Source organism: Streptomyces sp. NPDC002734 (genome assembly GCF_040295685.1).
Lineage (GTDB): Bacteria > Actinomycetota > Actinomycetes > Streptomycetales > Streptomycetaceae > Streptomyces.
Genome location: NZ_JBEOVU010000004.1, coordinates 16935 through 41871 on the forward strand (window position 1 = coordinate 16935; position 24937 = coordinate 41871).

Below are 24937 nucleotides of genomic sequence, written 5' to 3' on the forward strand. Positions count from 1 at the left end.
CACCCGCCGGTCGCCTATGTTGACCGGTGACGAAACTGTGGAGGATGCCCGGGGCCATGAAACACCCCGCGGCATCATGTGGAGGAGGCGCTGTGAGCAGCGACCCGTGGGGCCGCGTCGACGAGACGGGGACCGTGTACGTGCGTACGGCCGACGGCGAGAAGGTGGTCGGCTCCTGGCAGGCCGGCTCTCCCGACGAGGCGTTGGCCTACTTCGAGCGCAAGTACGAGGGCCTGGTTGTCGAGATCGGCCTCCTCGAGCGGAGGGTGAGGACCACCGACCTCGCCGCGAAGGACGCCCTGGCCGCCGTGGAGCACCTGCGCGAGCAGGTCGACGCCCATCACGCGGTGGGCGACCTGGACGCGCTGCGGGCGCGTCTGGACAAGCTCGTGGCGACGGTCGACTCGCGTCGGGAGGAGCGCAAGGCTCAGCGGGCCAAGCAGTCCGAGGAGGCGCGTCAGGCCAAGGAGGCGCTGGTCGCCGAGGCCGAGGAGCTGGCGCAGTCCGAGCAGTGGCGGTCGGCCGGCGAGCGGCTGCGCGCGCTGGTGGACACCTGGAAGGGGCTGCCGCGGCTGGACCGCAAGTCCGACGACGAGCTGTGGCACCGCTTCTCGCACGCCCGCAGCGCGTTCTCCAAGCGCCGCAAGGCCCACTTCGCGCAGCTGGACGCGCAGCGTGAGGACGCCCGCAAGGTCAAGGAGCGCCTGGTCGCCGAGGCCGAGTCGCTGTCCGGTTCGACCGACTGGGGTCCGACGGCGGCGCGTTACCGCGAGCTGATGACCGAGTGGAAGGCCGCGGGCCGCGCCCAGCGCGAGCACGAGGACGAGCTGTGGAACCGCTTCCGCGGCGCCCAGGACGTCTTCTTCGCCGCCCGCGGCTCGGTCTTCGCCGAGCGGGACGCCGAGCAGGCGGAGAACCTGAAGCTGAAGGAGGAGCTGGCCGAGGAGGCCGAGCGGATCCTCCCGGTCACCGACCTCAAGTCGGCGCGTGCCGCCTTCCGTTCGGTCAACGAGCGGTGGGAGGCCATCGGTCACGTCCCGCGGGACGCCCGGCCGAAGGTCGAGGGCCGGATGCACGCGGTGGAGCGGGCGATCCAGGAGGCCGAGGAGGCCGAGTGGCGCCGCACCAACCCGGAGGCGCGGGCGCGTGCCGCGGGTCTGACCGGTCAGCTGCAGGCCGCCGTGGACAAGCTGGAGGGCCAGATCGAGCAGGCGCGCGCGCAGGGCAACACCGCGCGGGCGGAGAAGCTCGAGCGTGAGCTGGAGGGCCGTCGGGCCCTGCTGGACCAGGCCCTGAAGGGTCTCCAGGAGTTCGGCGGCTGACCGTCGTCCGAGTACTCCGAAGCCCCCGGCCGCCGAGCGGCCGGGGGCTTCGTCGTGCGGGCCCTCGGAGGAGGGCCCGCGGTGGGGTCAGCGGGTCTGCCGAGCCGAGGTGACGCGGTAGACGTCGTAGACGCCCTCCACGCCCCGTACGGCCTTCAGGACGTGGCCCAGGTGCTTGGGGTCGCCCATCTCAAAGGTGAACCGCGAGGTGGCCACCCGGTCGCGCGAGGTCTGCACCGCGGCCGACAGGATGTTGACGTGCTGGTCGGACAGGACGCGGGTCACGTCGGACAGGAGCCGGGAGCGGTCCAGTGCCTCGACCTGGATGGCGACCAGGAACACCGAGGACTGGGTGGGCGCCCACTCCACCTCGAGCATCCGCTCGGGCTCGCGGGAGAGCGAGTCGACGTTGACGCAGTCGGTGCGGTGCACCGAGACCCCGCTGCCACGGGTCACGAAGCCGATGATCGGGTCGCCGGGCACCGGCGTGCAGCACCGGGCCAGCTTGACCCACACGTCGTCGACGCCCTTGACGACCACGCCCGGGTCGGCGCTGGAGCGCCGCTTGCGGGTACGGGCCGGCGGGATGCTCTCGTCGACCTCCTCGCTGGCCGCCTCCTCGCCGCCCATCGCCTGGACCAGCTTCTGCACGACGTTCTGCGCGGCCACGTGGCCCTCGCCGATCGCGGCGTACAGCGAGGAGATGTCCGGGTAGCGCATCTCGTGCGCGATGGTGACCAGGGAGTCGCCGGTGAGGATCCGCTGGATCGGCAGGTTCTGCTTGCGCATGGCCCGCGCGATGGCGTCCTTGCCGTGCTCGATCGCCTCGTCGCGGCGCTCCTTGGAGAACCAGGCGCGGATCTTGTTGCGGGCGCGCGGCGACTTGACGAAGCCGAGCCAGTCCCGGGAGGGGCCGGCGTTGTCGGCCTTGGAGGTGAAGACCTCCACCGTGTCGCCGTTGTCCAGGGTCGACTCCAGCGGCACCAGGCGGCCGTTGACGCGGGCGCCGATGGTACGGTCGCCGACCTCGGTGTGGACGGCGTAGGCGAAGTCGACCGGCGTCGCGCCGGCGGGCAGCGCTATCACGTCGCCCTTGGGGGTGAAGACGAAGACCTCGTTGCGGGAGAGGTCGAAGCGCAGCGAGTCGAGGAACTCGCCGGGGTCCTCGGTCTCCTTCTGCCAGTCGAGGAGCTGGCGCAGCCACGCCATGTCGTTGACCGCGTCCTTGTCCTTGCCGGACCCGCCGGAGCGCGGGGCGTCGGTGCGGACCTTGGAGGCGCCGGCCACGGCCTCCTGCTTGTACTTCCAGTGCGCGGCGATGCCGTACTCGGCGCGGCGGTGCATGTCGAAGGTGCGGATCTGCAGCTCGACCGGCTTGCCGCCGGGGCCGATGACCGTCGTGTGCAGCGACTGGTACATGTTGAACTTGGGCATCGCGATGTAGTCCTTGAACCGGCCGGGGACCGGGTTCCATCGCGCGTGCACCGTGCCGAGGGCCGCGTAGCAGTCGCGGACCGTGTCCACCAGGACGCGGATGCCCACCAGGTCGTAGATCTCCGCGAAGTCACGGCCGCGGACGATCATCTTCTGGTAGACGCTGTAGTAGTGCTTGGGGCGCCCGGTGACGGTCGCCTTGATGCGGGCGGCCCGCAGGTCGGCCTGGACCTCGTCGATGACCGTGGCGAGGTACTCGTCGCGCTTGGGGGCGCGCTCGGCGACCAGGCGGACGATCTCGTCGTACATCTTGGGGTAGAGGATCGCGAAGGCGAGGTCCTCCAGCTCCCACTTGATGGTGTTCATGCCCAGCCGGTGGGCCAGCGGTGCGTAGATCTCGAGGGTCTCGCGGGCCTTCTTCTCCTGCTTCTCCCGCTTGAGGTAGCGCATGGTGCGCATGTTGTGCAGGCGGTCCGCGAGCTTGATCACCAGGACCCGGGGGTCCTTGGCCATCGCGACGACCATCTTGCGCACCGTCTCGGCCTGCGCCGCCTCGCCGAACTTGACCTTGTCCAGCTTGGTCACGCCGTCGACCAGCAGGGCCACGGTGTCGCCGAAGTCCTGGCGCAGCTGCTCCAGCCCGTACTCGGTGTCCTCGACGGTGTCGTGGAGCAGCCCGGCCATCAGCGTCGCCGGGTCCATGCCGAGCTCGGCGAGGATGGTGGTGACCGCGAGCGGGTGGGTGATGTACGGGTCGCCGCTCTTGCGCTTCTGGCCGCGGTGCCAGCGCTCGGCGACCTGGTAGGCCTTCTCGATCTGGCGGAGCGTGGACGACTCGATCTTCGGGTCGTTGCCGCGCACTATCCGCAGCAGGGGCTCCAGGACCGGGTTGTACGCGCTGGAGCGCTGCACGCCGAGGCGGGCGAGGCGGGCCCGGACGCGGCTGGAGGAGCCGGACCGCGCGGCGGCACCGCTCGCAACAGCGCCGGCCGGTCCGGTGGTGCGGGTCGAGGGCCGGGGGCGCGCCTCCTCGGCCGGCGCGGCGGCCGTCCGTTCCTGGGCTCGGGCGGGCACCGCCGGGGCGGCGGGCTCCTCGCGGATGTCCTGCGCGTCCGTGTCCGGCGCTGGGGTCGCCGCGTCGTCCTTCGCCCGCTCGGGCTGGGCGGCGGTCAGTGACTGGGCCTCGTCTGGCAAGAGGACTCCTCGGGCGCGGTCCGGGTCACCCGGTCGGGCCCCGGAGATCCCATGGTAGCGAGCGTTCCCCCTCCGACGCCCGTCAGCCTGCCCGGCGGCCGGTTTCCCGGGCCGGGGCGGCTCCGGGGAGGGGAAGAGCCGGACCCCGGGCACGAGGGCCCGGGGTCCGGCTGTGTGGAGCTGTGTGGAGCTGTATGACCGGCTGGAGGCCGAGAGGTCAGACGACGAGCAGCGCCGCGAGCGGAGCGCCGTCCAGGGCCGGCTCCACGCGGGCACGCCCGCGCAGGAAGGCGAGCTCCATGAGGACCGCGAGACCCGCGACCTCGGCTCCCGCCCTGCGGACCAGCTGAAGGGATGCCTCCGCCGTACCGCCCGTGGCGAGCACGTCGTCGACGACCAGCACCCGGTCCTCGGGGGCCAGGTCCTCGGCGTGCACCTCGATCTCCGCCGATCCGTACTCCAGGTCGTACGCCTGGCTCAGCGTCGCGCCGGGCAGCTTGCCGGCCTTGCGGACCGGGATGAACCCGATCCCGGCCCGCACCGCCGCCGGCGCGCCGAGGATGAAGCCGCGGGCCTCCAGGCCCACGATCTTCGTCGCCCCGGTGCGCACCGCGATGTCCGCCAGCGCGTCGGTGAGCGCGCCGAAGGCGGCGGGGTCCGCGAGCAGCGGCGTGATGTCCTTGAACCTCACGCCGGGCTCGGGGTAGTCCTCGACCTCGCGGATGCGGCTGAGCAGCAGCGCCTGGATGTCGGTCACGGCGTCATCGCCTCCTTCCGGAGGCCCGGCCGCTGCGGCCGGCCCGCGGGCCCACCACGGCGGGGCCGGAGCCCTCCGGGTCGTCCGTGGTCCCGGCGCCCACGCCGGTCACCGCGGTGGCGCCCTCGCCGGCCTGCGCCCGCTTGGCGAGCACCCGGCGGCGCAGCGCCTTCATCTGCGGCTCGGTCTCCTTGAGGTCGGCGACCAGCGGCGTGGCGATGAAGATCGACGAGTAGGCGCCGGCCGCGAGACCGACGAAGAGCGACAGCGAGATGTCGTTCAGCATGCCGGCGCCCAGGACGCCGCCACCGATGAACAGCAGGCCCGCCACCGGCAGCAGCGCCACCACGGTGGTGTTGATGGAGCGGACCAGGGTGCCGTTGATCGAGCGGTTGGCCACGTCCCGGTACGTCCAGCGGGTCTGCTTGGTGAGGTCCTTGGTCTGCTCCTTGAGGCTGTCGAAGACGACGACCGTGTCGTAGAGCGAGTAACCGAGGATGGTCAGCAGACCGATCACGGTGCCCGGGGTGACCTCGAAGCCCACCAGGGCGTAGACGCCGACCGTGATGGTGATGTCGTGGATCAGGGCCACCAGCGCGGCCACCGCCATCCGCCACTCGAAGGCGATGGCGAGGTAGATGACCACCAGGACCATGAAGATCGCCAGGCCCTGCCAGGCCTTGGCGGCGATCTGCTCACCCCAGCTGGGGCCGACCAGCTCGGCGTTGATCTGCTCGGGGTCGACCTTCAGCTTGTCGGCGAGCTCGGTCTTGATGGCGTCGGACTTCTGGGTGTCGATGCCCGCGACCTGGATGCGCATGCCGCCGGTGCCCAGACCCTGGACGATCGCGTCGTGGCCGGAGGCGTCCTCGGCGTACGACTCGGCCTGGGAGACCGAGACGCTCGTCTTCGGGGTCGTGAAGACGGCGCCGCCCTGGAATTCGATGCCCATGTGCAGACCGGGCTTGAACAGGCCGAAGACGGCGAGGACGGTGATCAGGATCGAGACGCCGTACCAGATCTTGCGCTTGCCGACGAAGTCGTAGCCGACCTCGCCGCGGTGGAGCCGGGCGCCGAGGGTGCCGAGTTTCGACATCTCAGGCCTCCTTGGGTTCGACGAGGGCGGAGGAGGAGGGACGGCGCGTGCGGCGCAGCGGGGGCTGCACGCCCAGGCGCTTCGGGTCCAGGCCGGACCAGCTGTTGCCGCTGGAGAAGAACTTGGTGCGGGCGAGCAGCGTCATCAGCGGCTTGGTGAAGAGGAACACCACGACCACGTCGAGCAGGGTGGTCAGACCGAGGGTGAACGCGAAGCCCTGGACCTTGCCGACGGTGACCACGAAGAGGACCGCGGCGGCGAGGAACGACACGAAGTCGGAGACCAGGATGGTGCGCCGGGCGCGCGGCCAGGCGCGCTCCACGGCCGGGCGCAGCGTGCGTCCGTCGCGGATCTCGTCGCGGATGCGCTCGAAGTACACGATGAACGAGTCCGCGGTGATGCCGATGGCCACGATGGCGCCGCAGACGGCCGGCAGGTTCAGCGCGAAGCCGATGCCGGGGCCGAGCAGCGACATGATCGAGTAGGTCAGCGCGGCCGAGACCAGCAGGGAGACGATCGCGATCAGCGACAGGCCGCGGTAGTAGACCAGCAGGTAGATCACGACCAGGGCGAGGCCGATGGCGCCGGCGATCAGACCGGCATCCAGCTGCTCGCCGCCGAGGGCCGGGGTCACCGTGGTGACGCTGTCCTCCTCGAAGGTCAGCGGGAGGGCGCCGTAGGACAGCATGTTCGCCAGCGCCTGGGCCTCCTCCTGGCCGAAGCTGCCGGAGATCTCGGCGTTGCCGCCGGTCAGCGCCTCGCTGACGCGCGGGTCGGAGACGACCTCGCCGTCGAGCACGATGGCGAACTGGTTCATCGGCGGGGCCTGGGTGGCGAGCTGGCCGGTGATGTCGCCGAACTTCTTGCGGCCCTCGGAGGTGAACTCCATGGTGACGGTCCAGCCGGCGCCGGTCTGGGTGTTCAGGACGGCCTGGGCGTCGTCGACGTCGGTGCCGTCGACCTCGGCGGGGCCGAGGATGTACTTCTGCCAGGGGCCGTCGCCGTTGCGGCCGCAGGCGACCGTGGAGTCCTCGGGCTTGCTGTCCTTGCCGGCGGTGGCGCGCTGCTTGGGGTCGCTGCAGTCGAGCTTGGCGTAGGCGGCCTGCACCTTCGGGTCGACCGGAGCGGTGGTCTGCGCGGGCGCGGGGGTCTCCGCCGGGGCCTCGGTGGCGCCGGTGGCGTCCGGGGAGGGGGTGGCGGTGGCGGCCTTGAGGCCCTCGGTCAGCGCACGGCCCTGGGGCGAGGCGGAGGCCTTCGCGGACGGGTCGGACGCCTCGGGGGCGGAGGGCGACGCGCTCTTCTTGCCCGCGGGGTCGGGCGACGGGGAGGCCCCGTCGACGGCGCCCGGCGTCGGGACCGCGGCCTCGCCGCCGGAGACGTCGAGCTGCACCACGGGACGGAAGTACAGCTTGGCGGTGGTGCCGACCTGGTCCCGGGCCTGCTGCGAGTTGGTGCCCTTGGGGACGTTGACGATGATGTTCTTGTCGCCCTGGGTCTGGACCTCGGCCTCGGAGACGCCCAGGCCGTTGACCCGGCGCTCCATGATGTCGACCGCCGTGGCCATGTTCGTCGGGTTGATCGCCGATTCCTGGCCCTTCTCGGCGACCGCGCGCAGCGTGATGCTGGTGCCGCCGGCCAGGTCGATGCCGAGACGCGGGGTGGTGTGGCCGGAGACGAACATGCCTCCGGTGAGCGCCACCAGGGCGATCAGGATCAGGGCGAGGGCGCGTCCCGGCTTGCCCGGCGCGTTCGCGCTGCGGCCCTTCTTAGGTGCTGCCACCTTCTCGTACTCCCTCTCGGGCCGCCGCGCGCACCTGTGCGGTCGGCGGACGGCCATGACAAGTTCGGACCCCGTACGGAACGCTGGTGTTCCCCCCCGGGGTGCGCGGGGTGCGACCGGTCACCCCCCACGCCGGTGCGTGCCTACTTGGCGTCGGACTGGCCGTCGGTCTTCTTCGGCTCGTCCTCGTCCTTCTTGCCCAGGTCCACGACCTGGTCGTCGGCGACGGCACGGGTGTCCGCGTCGGCGTCCTCGTCGGTGAGGGAGGAGGCGTCGTCGGGGACGACGTCGTCCTTCAGCTCGGCCTCGATGCCGTGCACGATGCGGTTGTACTCCTCATCGGTCAGGACGGCGCCGATGGAGTTCTTCGCGAAGAGCAGCTCCACGCCGGGACCCGCGTCGAGCAGGACCGTCTCGTCGCTGACCTCCTTGACCGTGGCGTACATGCCCCCGATCGTCCGGACGCCGGTACCGGGCTGCATCTGATTCCGCATGTCGGCGGCCTGCTGCTGCTTCTTCTTGGCCGAGCGGGTCATCAGGAACATGGCCCCGATAAGAATGATGAACGGGAAAAGGGTCAAGATATCCACGGGACGGAGATTTCCTTCGCACGACCGCGATCGTGAGCGGCCTGTTGACGGGGGTGGGGTGGGCGCCGCCCACAGGGGCGGCATCGGCGGAGTCTAAGCGAGCCCGCGCGCATGGAACAACGCCCAGCATGTCACCGGGGTTCCTTCCGTAGCGAGCTTTACCTCCCGTCACACAGCCCTCACGCCCCGAACAGGTCGCCTTGTCCGTTCCCTGCCGACCTGCCGGCGGCGCCGGGCGCGGAGACGCCCGGCGGGGTGAGCCCCAGGTGGGCCCAGGCCGCGGGGGTGGCGATCCGGCCGCGGGGCGTGCGGGCCAGCAGGCCCTCCCGCACCAGGAACGGCTCGGCGACCTCCTCGACCGTCTCCCGCTCCTCCCCCACCGCGACGGCCAGCGTCGACAGGCCCACCGGGCCGCCGCCGAACAGCTTGAGCAGCGCCTCGAGGACGCCCCGGTCCAGCCGGTCCAGGCCGCGGGTGTCCACCTCGTACACCTGGAGCGCCGCGGAAGCCACCTCACGGGTGATGACGCCGTCCGCCTTGACCTGTGCGTAGTCCCGCACCCGGCGCAGCAGCCGGTTGGCGATGCGGGGGGTGCCGCGGGAGCGGCCGGCGATCTCGGCGGCGCCCTCGGCGTCGATCTCCACGTCGAGCAGCCGGGCCGAGCGGTGGATCACGCGCTCCAGCTCGTCGGGGGCGTAGAACTCCATGTGCGCGGTGAAGCCGAAGCGGTCCCGCAGCGGCGGGGGCAGCAGACCGGCCCGGGTGGTGGCCCCGACCAGGGTGAACGGGGGCAGCTCCAGCGGGATGGCGGTGGCGCCGGGGCCCTTGCCGACGACCACGTCGACCCGGAAGTCCTCCATGGCCATGTACAGCATCTCCTCGGCGGGCCGCGACATGCGGTGGATCTCGTCGAGGAAGAGGACCTCGCCCTCCTGGAGCGAGGAGAGGATCGCGGCGAGGTCGCCCGCGTGCTGGATGGCCGGGCCGCTGGTGATGCGGATCGGGGCGCCCATCTCGGCCGCGATGATCATGGAGAGGGTGGTCTTGCCCAGGCCGGGCGCGCCGGAGAGCAGCACGTGGTCGGCGGTGGCGCCGCGGGCCCGGGCGGCCCGCAGCACCAGATCGAGCTGCTCGCGGACCTTCTCCTGGCCGATGAACTCGCCCAGGTCCTTGGGGCGCAGCGCGGCCTCGACGGCCTGGTCCTCGCCGTCCGCGGAGGCGCCGACCAGCCGCTCGGGGGCGGTGAGGTCGTCGGTGGTGTCGTCCCAGTTCACCCAGGTCTCCTAGCGGGCTCGGTTGAGGGTCTGCAGCGCGGCCTTCAGCAGGCGCCCGACCTGCGGGTCGGTCTCCGCCTCGGCCTGCGGGGCGACGGCCTCGACGGCCTCGTCCGCCTCGCGGGCCGCGTAGCCGAGGCCGACCAGGGCGGCGTGCAGCTGGTCGCGCCAGCCGGCCGGGCCGGGGGCGAGGCCGGCGGCGGGGCGGGCGGGCGAGCCGACGGGCGCGCCGAGCCGGTCCTTCAGCTCGAGGAGGAGCTTCTGGGCTCCCTTCTTGCCGATGCCGGGGACCGCGGTCAGCGCCTTCTCGTCGCCCGAGGCCACCGCGCGCCGCAGCGCGTCGGGGCTGTGCACGGCGAGCATCGCCTGGGCGAGCCGGGGGCCGACGCCGCTGGCGGTCTGCAGCAGCTCGAAGACCTGCCGCTCGTCGTCGTCGGCGAAGCCGTAGAGCGTCAGGGAGTCCTCACGCACCACCAGCGAGGTCGCCAGGCGGGCGTTCTCGCCCTGGCGGAGCCGGGAGAGGGTGTCGGGGGTGCACTGCACGGCGATGCCGATGCCGCCCACCTCGACCACGGCGGAGTCCGGGGCGAGGGCGGCGACCGGGCCGCTCACGAAGGCGATCATGACGGGCGGCGGCCTTTCGGTTGCGGGGCGTCGGCCCGTGAGGGGTCGACCGGGGAGGACGTGCGGGCGGGACGGGCGGGTGCAGGCGCTGCCTCGCCGCCCGGCGAGGACCCGGCGCTGGGGGAAGGCTCCGGACCGGATGAGGTCTCGGGACCGGCCGAGGCCCCGGGCCCGGGTGAGGCCTCGGGGGGCCGGGCCCTGGCCGGGCGGGGGCGGCCGAGGGTGCGGGTGGTGTGCTGGTTGCGCAGCGCCTGGCGGTCCACCGCCATCTGGAGGCGGTTCTGCGCCGGGGCCCGCCAGATGTGGCAGATGGCCAGCGCCAGCGCGTCCGCCGCGTCGGCCGGCTTGGGCGGCGCGTCCAGCCGCAGCAGGCGCGTGACCATGGCCCCGACCTGCGCCTTGTCCGCGCGGCCACTGCCGGTGACGGCGGCCTTGACCTCGCTGGGGGTGTGCAGCGCGACGGGGATGCCCCGCCGGGCCGCGCAGACCATGGCGACGGCGCTGGCCTGGGCGGTGCCCATCACCGTGCTCACGTTGTGCTGGGCGAAGACCCGCTCCACGGCGACGAACTCGGGCCGGTACTCGTCCAGCCACCGCTCGAGCCCCTGCTCCAGGGCGACCAGCCGGAGCGCGGGCTCGGCGTCCACGGGCGTGCGGACCACGCCGACGCCGCGCATGGTCAGCGGCCGCCCGGCGACCCCTTCGACCACGCCGACGCCGCACCGGGTCAGTCCCGGGTCCACCCCCAGTACCCGCACAGCGTTCGCCTCCTGGCTCGTTCCCGCGTTCGTTCACCTGTTCCCGCAGGCAGGAAGGCTATCGCGCCGCACCGACAGGAGGGCCGAAGCGAACGGCGGGCCGGGGGAACGTGTCCGTCCCGCCGGCCCGCCGCAGCGCCGTGCACCGGTGACGCCTCTCAGGCGTCGACCTTCTCCATGACCTCGTCGGAGACGTCGAAGTTGGCGTAGACGTTCTGCACGTCGTCGCTGTCCTCGAGCGCGTCGATCAGCTTGAAGATCTTGCGCGCGCCGTCCTCGTCCAGCTCGACCTGCATGGTCGGGACGAAGTTGGCGTCGGCCGAGTCGTAGTCGATGCCGGCCTCCTGGAGGGCGGTGCGGACCGCGACCAGGTCGGTGGCCTCGCTGATGACCTCGAAGGTCTCGCCGAGGTCGTTGACCTCCTCGGCTCCCGCGTCCAGGACCGCGCCGAGGACGTCGTCCTCGGACAGCTCGCCCTTGGGGACGATCACCACGCCCTTGCGGTTGAACAGGTACGACACCGAGCCGGGGTCGGCCATCGAGCCGCCGTTACGGGTCATGGCGACCCGCACGTCGGACGCGGCGCGGTTGCGGTTGTCGGTGAGGCACTCGATGAGCACCGCGACGCCGTTCGGGCCGTAGCCCTCGTACATGATCGTCTCGTAGTCGGCGCCGCCGGCCTCGAGGCCCGCGCCGCGCTTGACCGCGGAGTCGATGTTCTTGTTCGGGACCGACGACTTCTTCGCCTTCTGGATGGCGTCGAACAGCGTCGGGTTGCCGTCCGGGTCGGCGCCGCCGGTCCGCGCAGCGACCTCGATGTTCTTGATCAGCTTCGCGAAGAGCTTGCCGCGCTTGGCGTCGATGACGGCCTTCTTGTGCTTCGTCGTGGCCCATTTAGAGTGGCCGGACATCTGCCTGTCTCCTTCGCGTAACCCATCACCTACGAACGGCAGAGATCCTACAAGGCTCCCGCTGTCCGCTTCGCCCGCACCATCTCGGTGAAAAGCGCGTGCACCCGGAAGTCGCCGGTCAGCTCCGGGTGGAACGCGGTGGCCAGGGCGTCGCCCTGACGCACGGCGACCACGGCGCCCTCGTGCCGGGCGAGGACCTCCACGTCCTGTCCGACCTTCTCGGCCAGGGGCGCGCGGATGAACACCCCCGTCACCGGGTCGCCCGCCACGCCGGCCATCTCGAGCGGCGCCTCGAAGGACTCGTTCTGCCGTCCGAAGGCGTTGCGGCGCACCGTCATGTCGATGCCGCCGACGCTCTGCTGGCCCGAGCGCGGGTCGGCGATCCGGTCGGCGAGGAGGATCATCCCGGCGCAGGTCCCGTACACCGGCATCCCGGCCCGGACCCGCTCGCGCAGCGGCTCGAGCAGCCCGAACATCTCGGCCAGCTTGGAGATCACGGTCGACTCCCCGCCCGGCAGGACCAGGCCGTCGACGGCGGCCAGCTCCCGCGGGCGGCGGACCGCGACCGGCGCGGCGCCGGCCTGTTCCAGCGCCGCGAGGTGTTCCCTGACGTCGCCCTGCAGGGCCAGGACGCCGATCACGGGACGGTCGTGCTCCGTCGTCATCTGCGGTGTCACCAGCCGCGGTTGGCGTAGCGCTCCGACTCGGGGAGCACGTCGCAGTTGATGCCGACCATGGCCTCGCCCAGGTCGCGGGAGGCGTCCGCGATCACCTTGGGGTCGTCGTAGAAGGTGGTGGCCTTGACGATGGCCGCGGCCCGCTTGGCCGGGTCGCCCGACTTGAAGATGCCGGAGCCGACGAACACGCCCTCGGCGCCGAGCTGGCGCATCAGCGCCGCGTCCGCCGGGGTGGCGACGCCGCCCGCCGAGAACAGCACCACCGGCAGCTTGCCCAGCTGGGCGACCTCGCGGACCAGCTCGTAGGGGGCGCGCAGCTCCTTGGCGGCGGCGTACAGCTCGTGCTCGTCCAGGCCGCGCAGGCGGGAGATGTCGCCCTTGATCTGGCGCAGGTGGCGGACCGCCTCGACGACGTTGCCGGTGCCGGCCTCGCCCTTGGAGCGGATCATCGCGGCGCCCTCGGAGATCCGGCGCAGCGCCTCGCCCAGGTTGGTCGCGCCGCAGACGAAGGGGGTGGTGAAGCCCCACTTGTCGGAGTGGTTGACCTCGTCGGCCGGGGTCAGCACCTCGGACTCGTCGATGTAGTCGACGCCGAGCGCCTGGAGCACCTGCGCCTCGACGAAGTGGCCGATGCGGGACTTGGCCATGACGGGGATCGAGACGGCGCCGATGATGCCCTCGATCATGTCCGGGTCGGACATCCGGGCCACGCCGCCGTCCTTGCGGATGTCGGCCGGAACCCGCTCCAGCGCCATCACGGCGACCGCGCCGGCGTCCTCGGCGATCTTCGCCTGCTCAGGGGTGACGACGTCCATGATGACGCCGCCCTTGAGCTGCTCGGCCATGCCGCGCTTGACGCGGGCGGTGCCGGTGACGGGGGCGGACTCGGTGCCGTTGAGGGTGGACATGGTCAGGCCTCACAGGGGTGCGGAGGGGTGTTGTCCTTGTGAGGAAACGCCGCGGGGCGGGGGCGGGACAAGAGCCAATGTTCAGGTCGTGGCCTGCCCCGGGCGCCGGTGGGGCGGGACCGGGTCAGCTCACCCGCTCGACGAGGGCGGCGGGGGCCTCGTCGTCCATCTCGAACGCCATCGGGAACGGGGCGTGCCCGGCCAGGCGGAACCAGCGCACCTTGCGGTGGCGGCGCAGGGCGCGGGCGGCGCGGACGGCGTCGTTGTGGAAGCGTCGGGCCATCGGCACGCGGCGCACCGCCTCGGCGAGTTCGCGGACCGTCTCCTCGCCGCCGGGGGCCTCGCGGACGCCCTCGACCTGCTGCGTCTCGGCGAACACCGCGCGCAGTGCCTGGCTGAGCTCGCTCTCGGCGATCTCGCGGTGCTCCTCCTCGGCCTGGCGGGCGGCGTGGGCCGCCTCGTACAGCACGATCGAGGCGGCGGGGTCGAGCACGCCGGCGGTCGCCAGCTCTTGGGCCACGGAGGCGCGGCGGAGCAACTGCGCGTCCAGGGCGGCGCGGGCGGCGTCGATCCGGGCGTGCAGGCGGTCGAGGCGGCCGGCGGTCCAGCTCAGGTACAGCCCGATCGCGACGAGGGCGACGAGGATCCAGATCAGCGTTGCGTTCACGCCGCGCAGCGTATCCGCCCGCCCCGAGCCTTCGGCGCGGGCCGCCTTGCACGGGGCCTGCCATGCGCGAACCGTCACGTACGAGGGCGCCGTCTGCCCGGGCACGGTGGAGGGAACCGCTCGCCGCGGAGGCTCGGGCCTGCGCCCGCCCTCCCCCACGCTCGGCTTCGCTCGCGCGGGGGGACCCCCATCGCCCCCTGGGCGGCCCAGCCGCCCGCAGGGGGAAGGCCCCGATCCCGAGCGCCGGCAGCGGTCGCGCGGACACGCGGGACACGCGCCGGGCAGAAGTCCGGTTCACCCTGCGGGCAATCGTGCCGCTGGGCGATGGGGGTACCCCCTGCTCGAGCAAAGCCGAGAGCTTGGGGGAGGGTGGGCGCAGGCCGGTGCGCCCGCGCGAGGGTCAGTCGCGGGCGAGACCCCAGCGGCGGGGCCGCAGCCCCGTGGTGGCCTCGTCCGCGCCGACCGCCGCCGCCCCCGCCGTCACCGTCTCGTAGACGGACATGATGTCCGCCCCCACCGTCGACCAGTCGAACCGCCGGACGTGCGCACTGCCCCGCTCCCGCAGCTCCTCCCGCCGCGCGGGATCGCCGAGCAGCCGCACCGCCGCGTCCGCCAGCGCGTCCGCGTCCTCGTTGGCGTACAGCTCCCCCGCCACCCCGTGGTCCAGCACCTGCGCGAACGCGTCCAGGTCGGAGGCCAGCACCGGTGCCCCCGCGGACAGCGCCTCGACCAGGATGATCCCGAAGCTCTCGCCCCCGGTGTTGGGCGCCACGTACAGGTCGACCGACCGCAGCAGCCGCGCCTTGTCCTCGTCGCTGACCATGCCGAGGAACTCCACCCGGGAGCGCAGCTCCGCGGGGAGCGAGGCCACCGCCTCCTCCTCGTCGCCGCGCCCCGCGACCAGCAGCCGCGTCTCCGGCCGGGCGGCGAGGATCTTCGGCAGCGCCCGCATCAGTACCGGCAGGCCCTTGCGCGGCTCGTCGATGCGTCCTATGAAGCCGATCGTGCCGCCCTGCCAGTCGGGGTTGGGCTCGGCCTTGGCGAAGAAGTCGACGTCGACGCCGTTGGGGATGACCACCGCGTCGCCGCCCAGGTGCTCCACCAGCGTGCGCCGGGCGTACTCGCTGACCGCGATCCGCGCGCTGATCTTCTCCAGCGCGGCCTGAAGGATCGCGTACGCGGCGATCATCGCCCGCGAGCGCGGGTTGGAGGTGTGGAAGGTCGCCACGATCGGACCCGAGGCCGCCCAGCAGGCGAGCAGCCCGAGCGAGGGCGAGGCCGGCTCGTGGATGTGGATGACGTCGAACGCCCCGTCGTGCAGCCAGCGCCGCACCCGCGCCGCGGACAGGAACCCGAAGTTGAGCCGCGCCACCGAGCCGTTGTACGGCACCGGCACCGCGCGCCCGGCGGACACGACGTAGGGCGGCAGCGGGGTGTCGTCGTCGGCGGGGGCCAGCACGGACACCTCGTGGCCCTGCCGCACGAAGTACTCGGCGAGGTCCCGGATGTGGAACTGGACGCCGCCGGGCACGTCCCAGGAGTACGGGCAGACGATGCCGATCCTCACGCGACCGCCTCCTTGGCGTCCCGGTCGTCCGGGTCTTCCCGGTCCTCGAGGTCCGCGATCCACAGCCGCTGCAGCATGTGCCAGTCCTCGGGGTGCTCGGCGATGCCGGAGGCGAAGGCGTCGGCGACCCGCTGGGTCATGATCGCGCTCTTCTCGGCGCGCGTCCCGGTCTCCGGCACCTCCACCGGCGGGTGGATCCGCGCCTTCATCACCGGGGTGTCGTCGAACCACAGGGTCACCGGCAGCAGCAGCGCCCCGGTCTGCTGGGCGAGTATCGCCGGTCCGGCCGGCATCCGGGCCTTCTCGCCGAAGAAGTCGACCTCCACGCCGGAGGCCGAGAGGTCACGGTCGGCGACCAGGCAGACCAACCCGCCCTTGCGCAGCCGCCGGGCCAGGGTGCCGAACGCCGAGCCGCCGGTGTGCGGCAGCACCTCCATGCCCAGGCCCTCGCGGTAGGCGACGAACCGGTCGTACAGCGTTTCGGGCTTCAGGCGTTCGGCGACGGTGGTGAAGGGGACGCCCAGGCCGGTGGTGGCCCAGGCTCCGGCCAGGTCCCAGTTGGCCATGTGCGGCAGCGCCACGACCACGCCGCGGTCGCCGGCCAGCGCGTCGGTGAGCAGGTGGAGGTCCTTCGCCTCGACCCCGGCGGCGACACGTTCCTTGCTCCACGCGGGCAGCCGGAAGGACTCCATCCAGTACCGCAGGTAGGAGCGCATGCCGGCCTTCGACAGCTCGGCGAGCCGCTCGGGCGTGGCGTCCGGCACGACCCGGGCCAGGTTGCGCTCCAGGCGCAGCACGCCCGCGCCCCGGCGGCGCCATGCGGTGTCGGCGATGACGCGCCCCAGCCGCACGGCGGCCGGCTCGGGCAGCCGCTTCACGGTCGCCCAGCCCAGCCCGTACAGCGAGTCGGCCAGCTTCTCCCGCGCGCTCACCCGGCCCGCGTGCTTCTCCCCCGCGCTCACGTGGCGGCCCCCGTGGTTCCCGGGGTCCCGGCGTCCGCCTCGGCGGCCTCGCGGCGCACCGTGACCACGCGCTGGACCAGGGTCACCAGGCTGCCCACGGCGACGATCCACAGCGCGATCGGCAGCAGCACCTCGACGCCCGGCACCCCGAAGGCGTGCAGGCCGGCCAGGCCGGCCGCCACCAGGGTGACCACCAGTCGCTCCGCGCGCTCGACCAGGCCGTTCACCGCGACCGGCAGGCCGATCGACTCGCCGCGCGCCTTGGTGTACGACACCACCTGGCCGCTGGCCAGGCAGAAGATCGCCACCGCGCACAGCAGCACGCTGTTCCCGCCGCCCGCGTACCACAGGGCGATGCCGCCGAAGATCGCTCCGTCGGCGACGCGGTCCAGCGTGGAGTCCAGGAAGGCGCCCCAGCGGCTGGAGCGGCCCAGCTGGCGGGCCATGTTGCCGTCCACCAGGTCGGAGAACACGAACAGCGTGATCACGATCGTGCCCCAGAAGAACTCGCCCACCGGGAAGAAGGCCAGTGCTCCGGCGACCACTCCGGCGGTCCCCAGCACGGTGACCACGTCGGGGCTGACGCCCAGGCGGATGAGAAACGCGGCGAACGGCGTGAGAACACGCGTGAAGAATGCACGCGCGTACTTGTTCAGCATGGCCTTCCCGAGGGTCGTTGCGGCCGGCGCCCCTGCTGGCCACCGGCCCGGCCCATCGTAGCCACGCGCCCTGTGCGCCGAGGGCGGGGCACCCTCGGGGCGAGGTCACGTCCTGGCCACGGCCCCGCCTCGCCCAGGTCACGCCGGGCGGCCGTTCCCTCGTATGGACGAGTCCTGACGGCGGTGCAAAGCTCGAAGGGAACCGCGGGCGCGCGCCGGGCGCCGCCGCTGCGGCCCTCGGGACCGGGCGTCCGCTCCGGCCGGTGGCGCTCACTGTCGCCGGCAGCCACTCACCGTGCACGGGAGGGCAGGATCATGGGCGACAGGAACAGCCACCACCCCGGGGCCGCCGGCAGGGCGACGACGGCCGACCGGCCCGCCTCCATCCGCAACGTGGTGCTGGTCGGCCCCACCGGATCGGGCAAGACCACGCTGGTGGAGGCCCTCGCCCAGACCGCGGGGGCGGTCAACCGGGCGGGCCGGGTCGAGGACGGCGGCACCGTCTCCGACCACGACGAGATCGAGCAGCGCCGGCACCGCTCGGTGCAGCTCTCCCTGGTCCCGCTCGAATGGGACGGGATCAAGATCAACCTGCTGGACACCCCCGGATACGCCGACTTCGTCGGGGAGCTCAGGGCCGGTCTGCGCGCGGCGGACGCGGCCCTCTTCGTGGTCTCCGCCTCGGACGGCGTGGACGGCGCCACCCGGGCGATGTGGGACGAGTGCGCGGCCGTCAACATGCCGCGCGCCATCGTCGTCACCCACCTCGAGTCGGCGCGCACCGGGGTGGAGGAGATGACCCGGCTGTGCGCCGAGGCCTTCGGCGGCGACGACCCCGACGCCGTGCTTCCCCTCTACCTCCCGCTGCGCGGCCCCGCGGGCCCCGACGGCCAGGCCCCGGTGACCGGACTGGTGGGACTGCTCACCAAGAAGCTCTTCGACTACTCCTCCGGCGAGCGCGTCGAGCACGAACCCGACGCCGACCGGATCCCGCTGATCGACGAGGCCCGTGACCGGCTGATCGAGGGCATCATCGCCGAGAGCGAGGACGAGAACCTCATGGACCGCTACGTCGGCGGCGAGGCCCTCGACCCCGCCGCCCTGATCGCGGACCTGGAGAAGGCCGTCTCGCGCGCCTCCTTCCACCCCGTCCTGTGCGCCGCGCCCGCCCCGCCCGGCGTCCGCCAGGGCCTGGGCACCGTGGAACTCCTCGACCTGATCACCCGCGGCTGCCCCACCCCGCCCGAACGTCACGCCCCCGTCGTGACCGCCCTCGACGGCACGCCCCGCGAGGTGCGGCTCGGCGACCCCGACGGGCCCCTGGTCGCCGAGGTCGTCAAGACCGCCTCCGACCCCTACGTCGGCCGCATGTCCCTGGTGCGGGTCTTCTCCGGCACCCTGCGCCCCGACACCGTCGTCCATGTCTCCGGACACGGTCTGACCGACCGCGGGCACCTGGACCACGACGTCGACGAACGGGTCTCCGCGCTCACCAGCCCCTTCGGCAAGCAGCAGCGCCCGGTCACCCACGCCGTCGCCGGGGACCTGGTGTGCGTCGCCAAGCTCGCCCGCGCGGAGACCGGCGACACCCTGTCGGCCAAGGACGACCCGCTGCTGATGCGGCCCTGGGCGCTGCCCGACCCGCTGCTGCCCCTGGCCGTCGAGGCACATTCCAAGGCCGACGAGGACCGCCTCTCCGAGGGCCTGTCCCGCCTCGCCGCCGAGGACCCCACGATGCGGCTCGAGCAGAACCGCGACACCCACCAGGTCGTGCTGTGGTGCCTGGGCGAGGCCCACGCCGAGGTCGCGCTGGAGCGGCTGCGGACCCGCTACGGCGTCCAGGTCGACGTCGTCGCGCACCGGGTGGCGTTGCGCGAGACCTTCGCCGCTCCGGCCGCCGGGCGCGGACGGCACGTCAAACAGTCGGGCGGGCACGGGCAGTTCGCGATCTGCGAGATACAGGTGGAGCCGCTGCCCGCGGGCTCCGGCATCGAGTTCGCCGACCGGGTGGTCGGCGGCGCGGTGCCCCGGCAGTTCGTGCCCTCCGTGGAGAAGGGCGTGCGCGCCCAGGCCGCCAAGGGGCTCGGCTCCGGCCACCCGCTCACCGACGTGCGGGTCACCCTCCTCGACGGAAAGGCCCACTCGGTGGACTCCTCCGACGCCGCCTTCCAGACGGCGGGCGCCCTCGCCCTGCGGGAGGCCGCCGCCGGAGCACGGCTGCACGTCCTGGAACCGGTGGCCGAGGTGGACGTGCTGATCGGCGACGAGTACGTCGGCTCCGTGATGAGCGACCTGTCCACCCGTCGCGGCAGGGTGCTGGGCACCGAACAGGCCGAGCCGGGACGGATGCTGGTCCGCGCCGAGATCCCCGAGCTGGAGATCGACCACTACGCGGTGGAACTGCGCTCGCTCTCCCACGGCACCGCCGGCTTCACCCGCCGGTACCTGCGCCACGAACCCGTCCCCGAGCACGTGGTGAAGCGGCTGGGGGAGAAGGAGGCTGCCCCCGCCTGACCTCCCGCTACCGGACGGCTCCGCAACAGTGCGCCCCGGAACAAGGGTTGACCGGGCCCCCGTCCTGGGCAGTCTGTGTAGTGCGCGACCGCGGCCGGTCCGGCCGTCGCCCGACGGACGATTCCGCCGGGGACCGCCGGGCGACCGGTGCGGCCGCTAGGCTGACGAACCGATGGTCCGGTCGCGCGGGCAGGCCAGGACACACCGCCGCGGAGGAACCGCGGCAGGGGGGCGGAGACAACCGTGTCGAGCGACGCATTCGGACCGATGGTGCCGGCGGCCGGCGGCGAGGGGCAGAAGGCCACCTTCGCGCTGGCCTCCGCGGCCTACCGGGACGACCCGGTCGAGAAGATCCTCGACGCCGACAACGAGTGGCACCACTCCACGGTCAACCCCGGCAGGTCCTGGGCCAGGATCTTCCGCCCCAACCTCGGCGAGGCGTTCTCCCGCGCGGTGGTCGACCGCCTCCTCACCCCCGGCCGCAAGCCCGTCGTCCAGTCCTTCGGCATGGACCCGCAGACCGTCGTCGAGCACTGCCTGGCCGCCAACGGCCTGCGCCGCACCCGGGACATCCGCCTCACCGCCGTGATGCTGCTGTGCGGCGTGCTCTTCCTGCCGGGCCTGCTGGCCTGGCTGCTGGTCTTCACCATCCGGGCCACCCTCGCCAAGGTCGAGAACCGCCGGACCTCCGGCATGGGCAACGTCCTGCTGACCGCCTTCGGTCTGCTCGCCGTCGTCTTCCTCGTCCAGATGCCCTTCGGCGGCATCTGGGCCTGGTACTCACGCGGCGCGGTGATCGCCCCGGTGATCGGCTGGGTGATCGCCAAGCGGATCTGCGAGAGCACCGCCCGGGACCTGCGCGACCGCTGGGCCAGCCTGCTCTCCGGCTCCAGCATCGGCGCCAAGGTTCCCGAGGCCGTACCCTCCAACCCGGGCGAGACCGCCGCCGAGCAGCTGCGCCAGTCCCTCACCCGGCTCGGCGCCGAGCAGCGGTCCAACGTCGTCTTCTACGCCGGCCCCAAGGGCATCCTCGGCATGGGCACCCGCTGGGGCAGCTGGCAGCTCGCCGAGGACCTCGAGCCCGCCGAGGAGGACAAGGAGATCTACGCCTTCCGCAGCTGGGACGTGGTCCGCGCCATCCACGGCAAGCTCTCCCTGATGGACCGCACCCCGGTCCCCACCGAGGGCATCTCCAAGCCCGCGATAGAGCACTGGATCGTCTCCCCCGTCGGCGAGGGCGCCGACGCCGTCGCGCGGCCCGAGGGCTCGGACGTCGACGGCTTCCGCTACAAGTCGCACGCCATACAGCAGATCTGCAACCGCCAGCAGTTCGGCAGCGGCGACCGTCACTACCTGGGCGTCCAGTGGGTCACCTGGGAGGGCCAGCTGGTCCTCAGCATGCTGATCACGGTGACGGTGCTCTACCAGACCCTGCGCATCGAGGTCACCGGCCACGCCCTGGGCCCGGTGCACGGCCTGTTCAACTCCAAGCCGGCGGCCAAGGAGCGGACCGTCGAGAAGGCGTTCAAGCCCTGGGAGAAGCGGACCATCACCCTCCCGCTGGTCGACAGCGACGAGGTGGTGCGCCTCGCCGCCCGCGCGCCGATGACCTGGTTCCCCAAGCAGCTCAACTGGCTCGGCGGCAGCCTCACCCTGCCGGAGCCGTTCGGCCTGCGGCACGCCTGGGCCGAGCAGCCCTGGCGGCACCGCTTCATGGCCGACGACGCCATGCGGGTGGCCACGCCGGTGCTGCGGGCCGTCCACCAGGCGGTGATCGGCATGCTGCGCGAGCACGGGGTGAACACCGAGAAGTTCGGCGCGCGGTCCTCCGTCGTCAGCGGCGCGGTGCAGGACCCCACACCGCGCAAGGCGGACACCTACGACGCGTAGGGCACCGGCCCGTCGGGCAGGGCGCCCGTCGGGCCCGAGGTGGGACCTCGGTCAGACCTCGGTCAGACCTCGGGCCAGGCCGCGGCGATCATCGCCCGGGTGTCGGCCAGCAGCTGCGGCAGCACCTTGGTGTGGCCCACGACCGGCATGAAGTTGGTGTCCCCGCCCCAGCGGGGCACCACGTGCTGGTGCAGGTGGGCGGCGATCCCGGCACCGGCGACCGTCCCCTGGTTCATCCCGATGTTGAACCCGTGCGCACCGGAGCAGACCCGCAGCGCCGTCATCGCCTGCTTGGTGAGCTCCCCCAGCTCCGCCGTCTCCTCGGCGGTCAGCCCGGTGTAGTCGGCGACGTGCCGGTAGGGCACCACCATCAGGTGGCCCCCGTTGTACGGGTACAGGTTCAGCACCCCGTACACGTGGGCCCCGCGCCGGACGACCAGCCCGTCCTCGTCCGACTTGGCCGGGATCGCGCAGAACGGGCACCCGTCGCCGGCCTCGGGTCCGGTGGGCTTGTTCTCGCCCTGGACGTAGGCCATGCGGTGGGGGGTCCACAGCCGCTGGAAGGCGTCCGGCGAACCCACCCCGATCTGCAGCTCCGGCTCACTCGTCATACCACGCAGCATATGGCGTCGCCCGTACGGAACGTGTCGCCGGGGGCGTACCGCCCGGGGCGCCGCCAGGCTGGCGGGATGGACAACCGTGACCCCCGCGAGGAACGCGCCGAGATCCCGCTCGCCGTGGCCTCGCTGCTGTTCCTCGCCGCCTACGCCCTCCTCGTCCTGAGCAGCGGGCTGCCCGACGTCTGGCACGGCCTCGCCCTCGCGGTGATCACCGCGGTGTGGCTGCTCTTCGCCCTCGACTACGCCGCCCGCTGGCGCCGCAGCGGCCAGGGCGCCCGCTTCGTGCGCACCCACTGGCTGGACACCCTGGTCCTGCTCCTCCCTCTGCTCCGCCCGCTGCGGATCGTCCGGCTCTACGAGGCGGTGACGCGCCGGCGCGGGCGGCCGCGGCTCTCGCTCCAGGCACGGGTGATGTTCTACGCCGGGGTGTCCGTGCTGCTGATCGGCTTCGCCGGGGCGCTGGCCGTCTACCAGCAGGAGCGGGACGCGGCCGGCGCCACCATCCGCACCTTCGGCGACTCCGTGTGGTGGACCTGCGCCACCCTGGCCACCGTCGGCTACGGCGACGTGACCCCGGTGACCTTCATGGGGCGCACCATCGCGGTGGCCATGATGGCCTGCGGCCTCGCCCTGCTCGGCGCGGTCACCGGCTCCTTCGCCTCGTGGCTGATGACGGTCTTCGCCACCGACGAGGAACGCGAGAGGCCCCCGGGGAACTGAGCTCCCCGGGGGCCTCACGTCAGCACGTCACACCTGGACGCGGCGCTCCACGACGTCGACGAGCTTGGCGATCGCCTCGTCCCGCGCGATGCCGTTCTCCTGCGAGCCGTCGCGGTAGCGGAAGGAGACCGTGCCGGCGTTCATGTCGTCGTCACCGACGATGATCATGAACGGCACCTTCTGCTTCTGCGCGTTGCGGATCTTCTTCTGCATGCGGTCGGAGGAGGCGTCGACCTCCACGCGCAGGCCCTTCTTCTTCGCCTCGGCGGCGAAGTCCTGCAGGTACTCCACGTGCGCGTCGCCGATCGGGATGCCGACCGCCTGCACCGGGGCCAGCCAGGCCGGGAACGCGCCCGCGTAGTGCTCCAGCAGCACCGCGAAGAACCGCTCGATGGACCCGAACAGCGCGCGGTGGATCATCACCGGACGCTGCTTGGTGCCGTCGGCCGAGGTGTATTCGAGGTTGAAGCGCTCCGGCAGGTTGAAGTCCAGCTGCACGGTGGACATCTGCCAGGTGCGGCCGATCGCGTCCTTGGCCTGGACGGAGATCTTCGGGCCGTAGAACGCGGCGCCGCCCGGGTCCGGGACCAGCGGGAGGCCCTGCTTCTCGGCCACCTGCCGCAGCGTCTCGGTGGCCTCCTCCCACACCTCGTCGGAGCCGACGAACTTCTCCGGGTCCTTGGTGGAGAGCTCCAGGTAGAAGTCGGTGAGGCCGTAGTCGCGCAGCAGGTTCAGGACGAAGGTGAGCGTCTTGTCGAGCTCCTCCGCCATCTGCTCCCTGGTGCAGTAGATGTGCGCGTCGTCCTGGGTGAAGCCGCGGGCACGGGTCAGGCCGTGCACCACGCCGGACTTCTCGTACCGGTACACCGTCCCGAACTCGAAGAGACGCAGCGGCAGTTCGCGGTAGGAGCGGCCGCGCGCGTCGAAGATCAGGTTGTGCATCGGGCAGTTCATGGGCTTGAGGTAGTAGTCCACGCCCTCGTCGAGCTGCATGGGCGGGTACATGCCGTCGGCGTACCAGTCCAGGTGGCCCGAGGTCTCGAAGAGCTTCCCCTTCGTCGCGTGCGGGGTGTAGACGAACTCGTAGCCCTCCTCCTCGTGGCGGCGGCGCGAGTAGTCCTCCATCACCCGGCGGACGATGCCGCCCTTGGGGTGGAAGACGGCGAGGCCGGAGCCGATCTGCTCGGGGATCGAGAACAGGTCGAGCTCGTTGCCCAGCTTGCGGTGGTCGCGCTTCTCCGCCTCGGCGAGGAACTCCAGGTGCTGCTTCAGCTCGTCCTTGGACGGCCATGCGGTGCCGTAGATGCGCTGCAGCATCGGGTTCTTCTCGCTGCCCCGCCAGTACGCGGCCGCGTTGCGCATCAGCTTGAACGCCGGGATGAGACGGGTCGAGGGCAGGTGGGGACCGCGGCAGAGGTCCTTCCAGCACAGCTCGCCGGTCTTGGCGTCCAGGTTTTCGTAGATGGTCAGCTCGCCGGCGCCCACCTCGACGTCCGCGCCGTCGTCGGAGGAGGCCGAGCCCTTGAGGCCGATCAGCTCGAGCTTGTACGGCTCGTCCGCGAGCTCCTCGCGGGCGGCGTCGTCGCTCACCACGCGGCGGGAGAACTTCTGGCCGCGCTTCTGGATCTCCTGCATCTTCTTCTCGACGGCCTTGAGGTCCTCGGGCGTGAACGGCTTCTCGACGTCGAAGTCGTAGTAGAAGCCGTCCTTGACCGGCGGACCGATGCCCAGCTTGGCCTCCGGGAAGAGCTCCTGGACGGCCTGCGCCATGACGTGCGCGGTCGAGTGGCGCAGGATGTCGAGACCGTCCTCGGAGGAGATCTCGACGCCCTCGACGGCCTCGCCGTCCTTCAGCTCGTACGCCAGGTCCCGCAGCTCGCCGTCGACGCGGGCGGCCACGACGGAGCGCTCACCGGCGAAGAGGTCGGCGGCCGTAGTGCCCGTCGTCACCACGCGCTCTTCCCGCTCGGAATCGCGTTGGATGATCACACGGACGTCTGACACCGGTCTCTC

20 protein-coding genes and 1 pseudogene are annotated in these 24937 nt (G+C 72.3%); 4 read left to right on the top strand and 17 right to left on the bottom strand.

Annotated features, from left to right (window positions below; genetic code table 11):
• Positions 1–92 precede the first annotated feature (92 nt).
• Positions 93–1322, top strand: a complete 1230-nt coding sequence (locus tag ABT026_RS04960) for a DUF349 domain-containing protein (protein ID WP_351112247.1) — start codon at positions 93–95, stop codon at positions 1320–1322.
• Positions 1323–1409: 87 nt separating this feature from the next.
• Here ABT026_RS04960 and ABT026_RS04965 read toward each other — a convergent pair whose 3' ends face one another.
• From ABT026_RS04965 to pgsA, 15 genes and pseudogenes are all read right to left on the bottom strand, one after another.
• On the bottom strand, positions 1410–3950 hold the full coding sequence (locus ABT026_RS04965; protein WP_351112249.1) for a RelA/SpoT family protein: 2541 nt from the start codon (positions 3948–3950) through the stop codon (positions 1410–1412).
• A 217-nt stretch (positions 3951–4167) separates the two neighbouring features.
• Positions 4168–4707: an adenine phosphoribosyltransferase gene (locus ABT026_RS04970; protein WP_351112251.1), complete on the bottom strand. Its 540-nt coding sequence runs from the start codon at positions 4705–4707 to the stop codon at positions 4168–4170.
• Between the two features lie 4 nt (positions 4708–4711).
• Positions 4712–5803, bottom strand: a complete 1092-nt coding sequence (gene secF / locus ABT026_RS04975; RefSeq protein WP_351112253.1) for a protein translocase subunit SecF — start codon at positions 5801–5803, stop codon at positions 4712–4714.
• A gap of 1 nt (position 5804) precedes the next feature.
• Positions 5805–7583 (bottom strand): protein translocase subunit SecD, encoded by a 1779-nt coding sequence (gene secD / locus ABT026_RS04980; protein ID WP_351112255.1) that lies wholly within the window; start codon positions 7581–7583, stop codon positions 5805–5807.
• 143 nt (positions 7584–7726) lie between these two features.
• Positions 7727–8173 (bottom strand): preprotein translocase subunit YajC, encoded by a 447-nt coding sequence (yajC, locus tag ABT026_RS04985; protein ID WP_351112257.1) that lies wholly within the window; start codon positions 8171–8173, stop codon positions 7727–7729.
• Positions 8174–8352: 179 nt separating this feature from the next.
• A complete protein-coding gene (gene ruvB / locus ABT026_RS04990) occupies positions 8353–9447 on the bottom strand; it encodes a Holliday junction branch migration DNA helicase RuvB (protein WP_351112259.1) in 1095 nt (364 codons plus the stop codon).
• 9 nt (positions 9448–9456) lie between these two features.
• Positions 9457–10071, bottom strand: coding sequence for a Holliday junction branch migration protein RuvA (gene ruvA / locus ABT026_RS04995; protein WP_351112261.1), 615 nt, complete (start codon positions 10069–10071; stop codon positions 9457–9459).
• Positions 10072–10307: 236 nt separating this feature from the next.
• Positions 10308–10829: pseudogene (gene ruvC, locus ABT026_RS05000) on the bottom strand (crossover junction endodeoxyribonuclease RuvC); the annotation flags it as partial.
• 158 nt (positions 10830–10987) lie between these two features.
• Positions 10988–11740, bottom strand: coding sequence for a YebC/PmpR family DNA-binding transcriptional regulator (locus tag ABT026_RS05005; RefSeq protein WP_351112263.1), 753 nt, complete (start codon positions 11738–11740; stop codon positions 10988–10990).
• A gap of 47 nt (positions 11741–11787) precedes the next feature.
• On the bottom strand, positions 11788–12405 hold the full coding sequence (gene pdxT / locus ABT026_RS05010; RefSeq protein ID WP_351112265.1) for a pyridoxal 5'-phosphate synthase glutaminase subunit PdxT: 618 nt from the start codon (positions 12403–12405) through the stop codon (positions 11788–11790).
• Positions 12406–12413: 8 nt separating this feature from the next.
• A complete protein-coding gene (gene pdxS / locus ABT026_RS05015) occupies positions 12414–13325 on the bottom strand; it encodes a pyridoxal 5'-phosphate synthase lyase subunit PdxS (RefSeq protein ID WP_351112268.1) in 912 nt (303 codons plus the stop codon).
• A 124-nt stretch (positions 13326–13449) separates the two neighbouring features.
• The gene (locus tag ABT026_RS05020; RefSeq protein WP_351112270.1) at positions 13450–13992 is read right to left on the bottom strand and encodes a LemA family protein; all 543 of its coding nucleotides are present in this window, start codon (positions 13990–13992) and stop codon (positions 13450–13452) included.
• Between the two features lie 400 nt (positions 13993–14392).
• Positions 14393–15559 (bottom strand): glycosyltransferase family 4 protein, encoded by a 1167-nt coding sequence (locus tag ABT026_RS05025; RefSeq protein ID WP_351112272.1) that lies wholly within the window; start codon positions 15557–15559, stop codon positions 14393–14395.
• Entirely contained in the window at positions 15556–16491 is a 936-nt protein-coding gene (locus ABT026_RS05030; protein WP_351112752.1) for a phosphatidylinositol mannoside acyltransferase, read from the bottom strand. Before ABT026_RS05030 ends, ABT026_RS05025 begins: the two co-directional genes overlap by 4 nt.
• Before the next feature lie 26 nt (positions 16492–16517).
• Positions 16518–17180, bottom strand: coding sequence for a phosphatidylinositol phosphate synthase (gene pgsA, locus ABT026_RS05035; RefSeq protein ID WP_351112274.1), 663 nt, complete (start codon positions 17178–17180; stop codon positions 16518–16520).
• A gap of 315 nt (positions 17181–17495) precedes the next feature.
• Between pgsA and ABT026_RS05040 the strand changes: the two genes are divergently transcribed.
• On the top strand, positions 17496–19694 hold the full coding sequence (locus ABT026_RS05040; protein WP_351112276.1) for an elongation factor G-like protein EF-G2: 2199 nt from the start codon (positions 17496–17498) through the stop codon (positions 19692–19694).
• A 267-nt stretch (positions 19695–19961) separates the two neighbouring features.
• On the top strand, positions 19962–21584 hold the full coding sequence (locus ABT026_RS05045) for an AbeC-like domain-containing protein (RefSeq protein WP_351112754.1): 1623 nt from the start codon (positions 19962–19964) through the stop codon (positions 21582–21584).
• A 62-nt stretch (positions 21585–21646) separates the two neighbouring features.
• On the opposite strand, the gene ABT026_RS05050 is transcribed toward ABT026_RS05045, so the two are convergent.
• Positions 21647–22207, bottom strand: a complete 561-nt coding sequence (locus tag ABT026_RS05050) for an HIT family protein (protein WP_351112278.1) — start codon at positions 22205–22207, stop codon at positions 21647–21649.
• A gap of 66 nt (positions 22208–22273) precedes the next feature.
• Between ABT026_RS05050 and ABT026_RS05055 the strand changes: the two genes are divergently transcribed.
• Positions 22274–22924, top strand: a complete 651-nt coding sequence (locus ABT026_RS05055; protein ID WP_351112280.1) for a potassium channel family protein — start codon at positions 22274–22276, stop codon at positions 22922–22924.
• 27 nt (positions 22925–22951) lie between these two features.
• On the opposite strand, the gene thrS is transcribed toward ABT026_RS05055, so the two are convergent.
• Positions 22952–24928 carry a threonine--tRNA ligase gene (gene thrS / locus ABT026_RS05060; protein ID WP_351112282.1) on the bottom strand — a complete coding sequence of 659 codons (1977 nt, stop codon included), beginning with the start codon at positions 24926–24928 and terminating at the stop codon, positions 22952–22954.
• Positions 24929–24937: the final 9 nt, after the last annotated feature.

Bases quoted from the DNA above. Each gene is read 5' to 3' on its own strand.
- secF (WP_351112253.1), bottom strand. From the start codon at position 5,803: ATGTCGAAACTCGGCACCCTCGGCGCCCGGCTCCACCGCGGCGAGGTC.
- ruvA (WP_351112261.1), bottom strand. From the start codon at position 10,071: ATGATCGCCTTCGTGAGCGGCCCGGTCGCCGCCCTCGCCCCGGACTCC.
- ABT026_RS05005 (WP_351112263.1), bottom strand. From the start codon at position 11,740: ATGTCCGGCCACTCTAAATGGGCCACGACGAAGCACAAGAAGGCCGTC.
- pdxT (WP_351112265.1), bottom strand. From the start codon at position 12,405: ATGACGACGGAGCACGACCGTCCCGTGATCGGCGTCCTGGCCCTGCAG.
- pdxS (WP_351112268.1), bottom strand. From the start codon at position 13,325: ATGTCCACCCTCAACGGCACCGAGTCCGCCCCCGTCACCGGCACCGCC.
- pgsA (WP_351112274.1), bottom strand. From the start codon at position 17,180: ATGCTGAACAAGTACGCGCGTGCATTCTTCACGCGTGTTCTCACGCCG.
- ABT026_RS05040 (WP_351112276.1), top strand. From the start codon at position 17,496: ATGGGCGACAGGAACAGCCACCACCCCGGGGCCGCCGGCAGGGCGACG.
- ABT026_RS05045 (WP_351112754.1), top strand. From the start codon at position 19,962: ATGGTGCCGGCGGCCGGCGGCGAGGGGCAGAAGGCCACCTTCGCGCTG.
- ABT026_RS05050 (WP_351112278.1), bottom strand. From the start codon at position 22,207: ATGCTGCGTGGTATGACGAGTGAGCCGGAGCTGCAGATCGGGGTGGGT.
- ABT026_RS05055 (WP_351112280.1), top strand. From the start codon at position 22,274: ATGGACAACCGTGACCCCCGCGAGGAACGCGCCGAGATCCCGCTCGCC.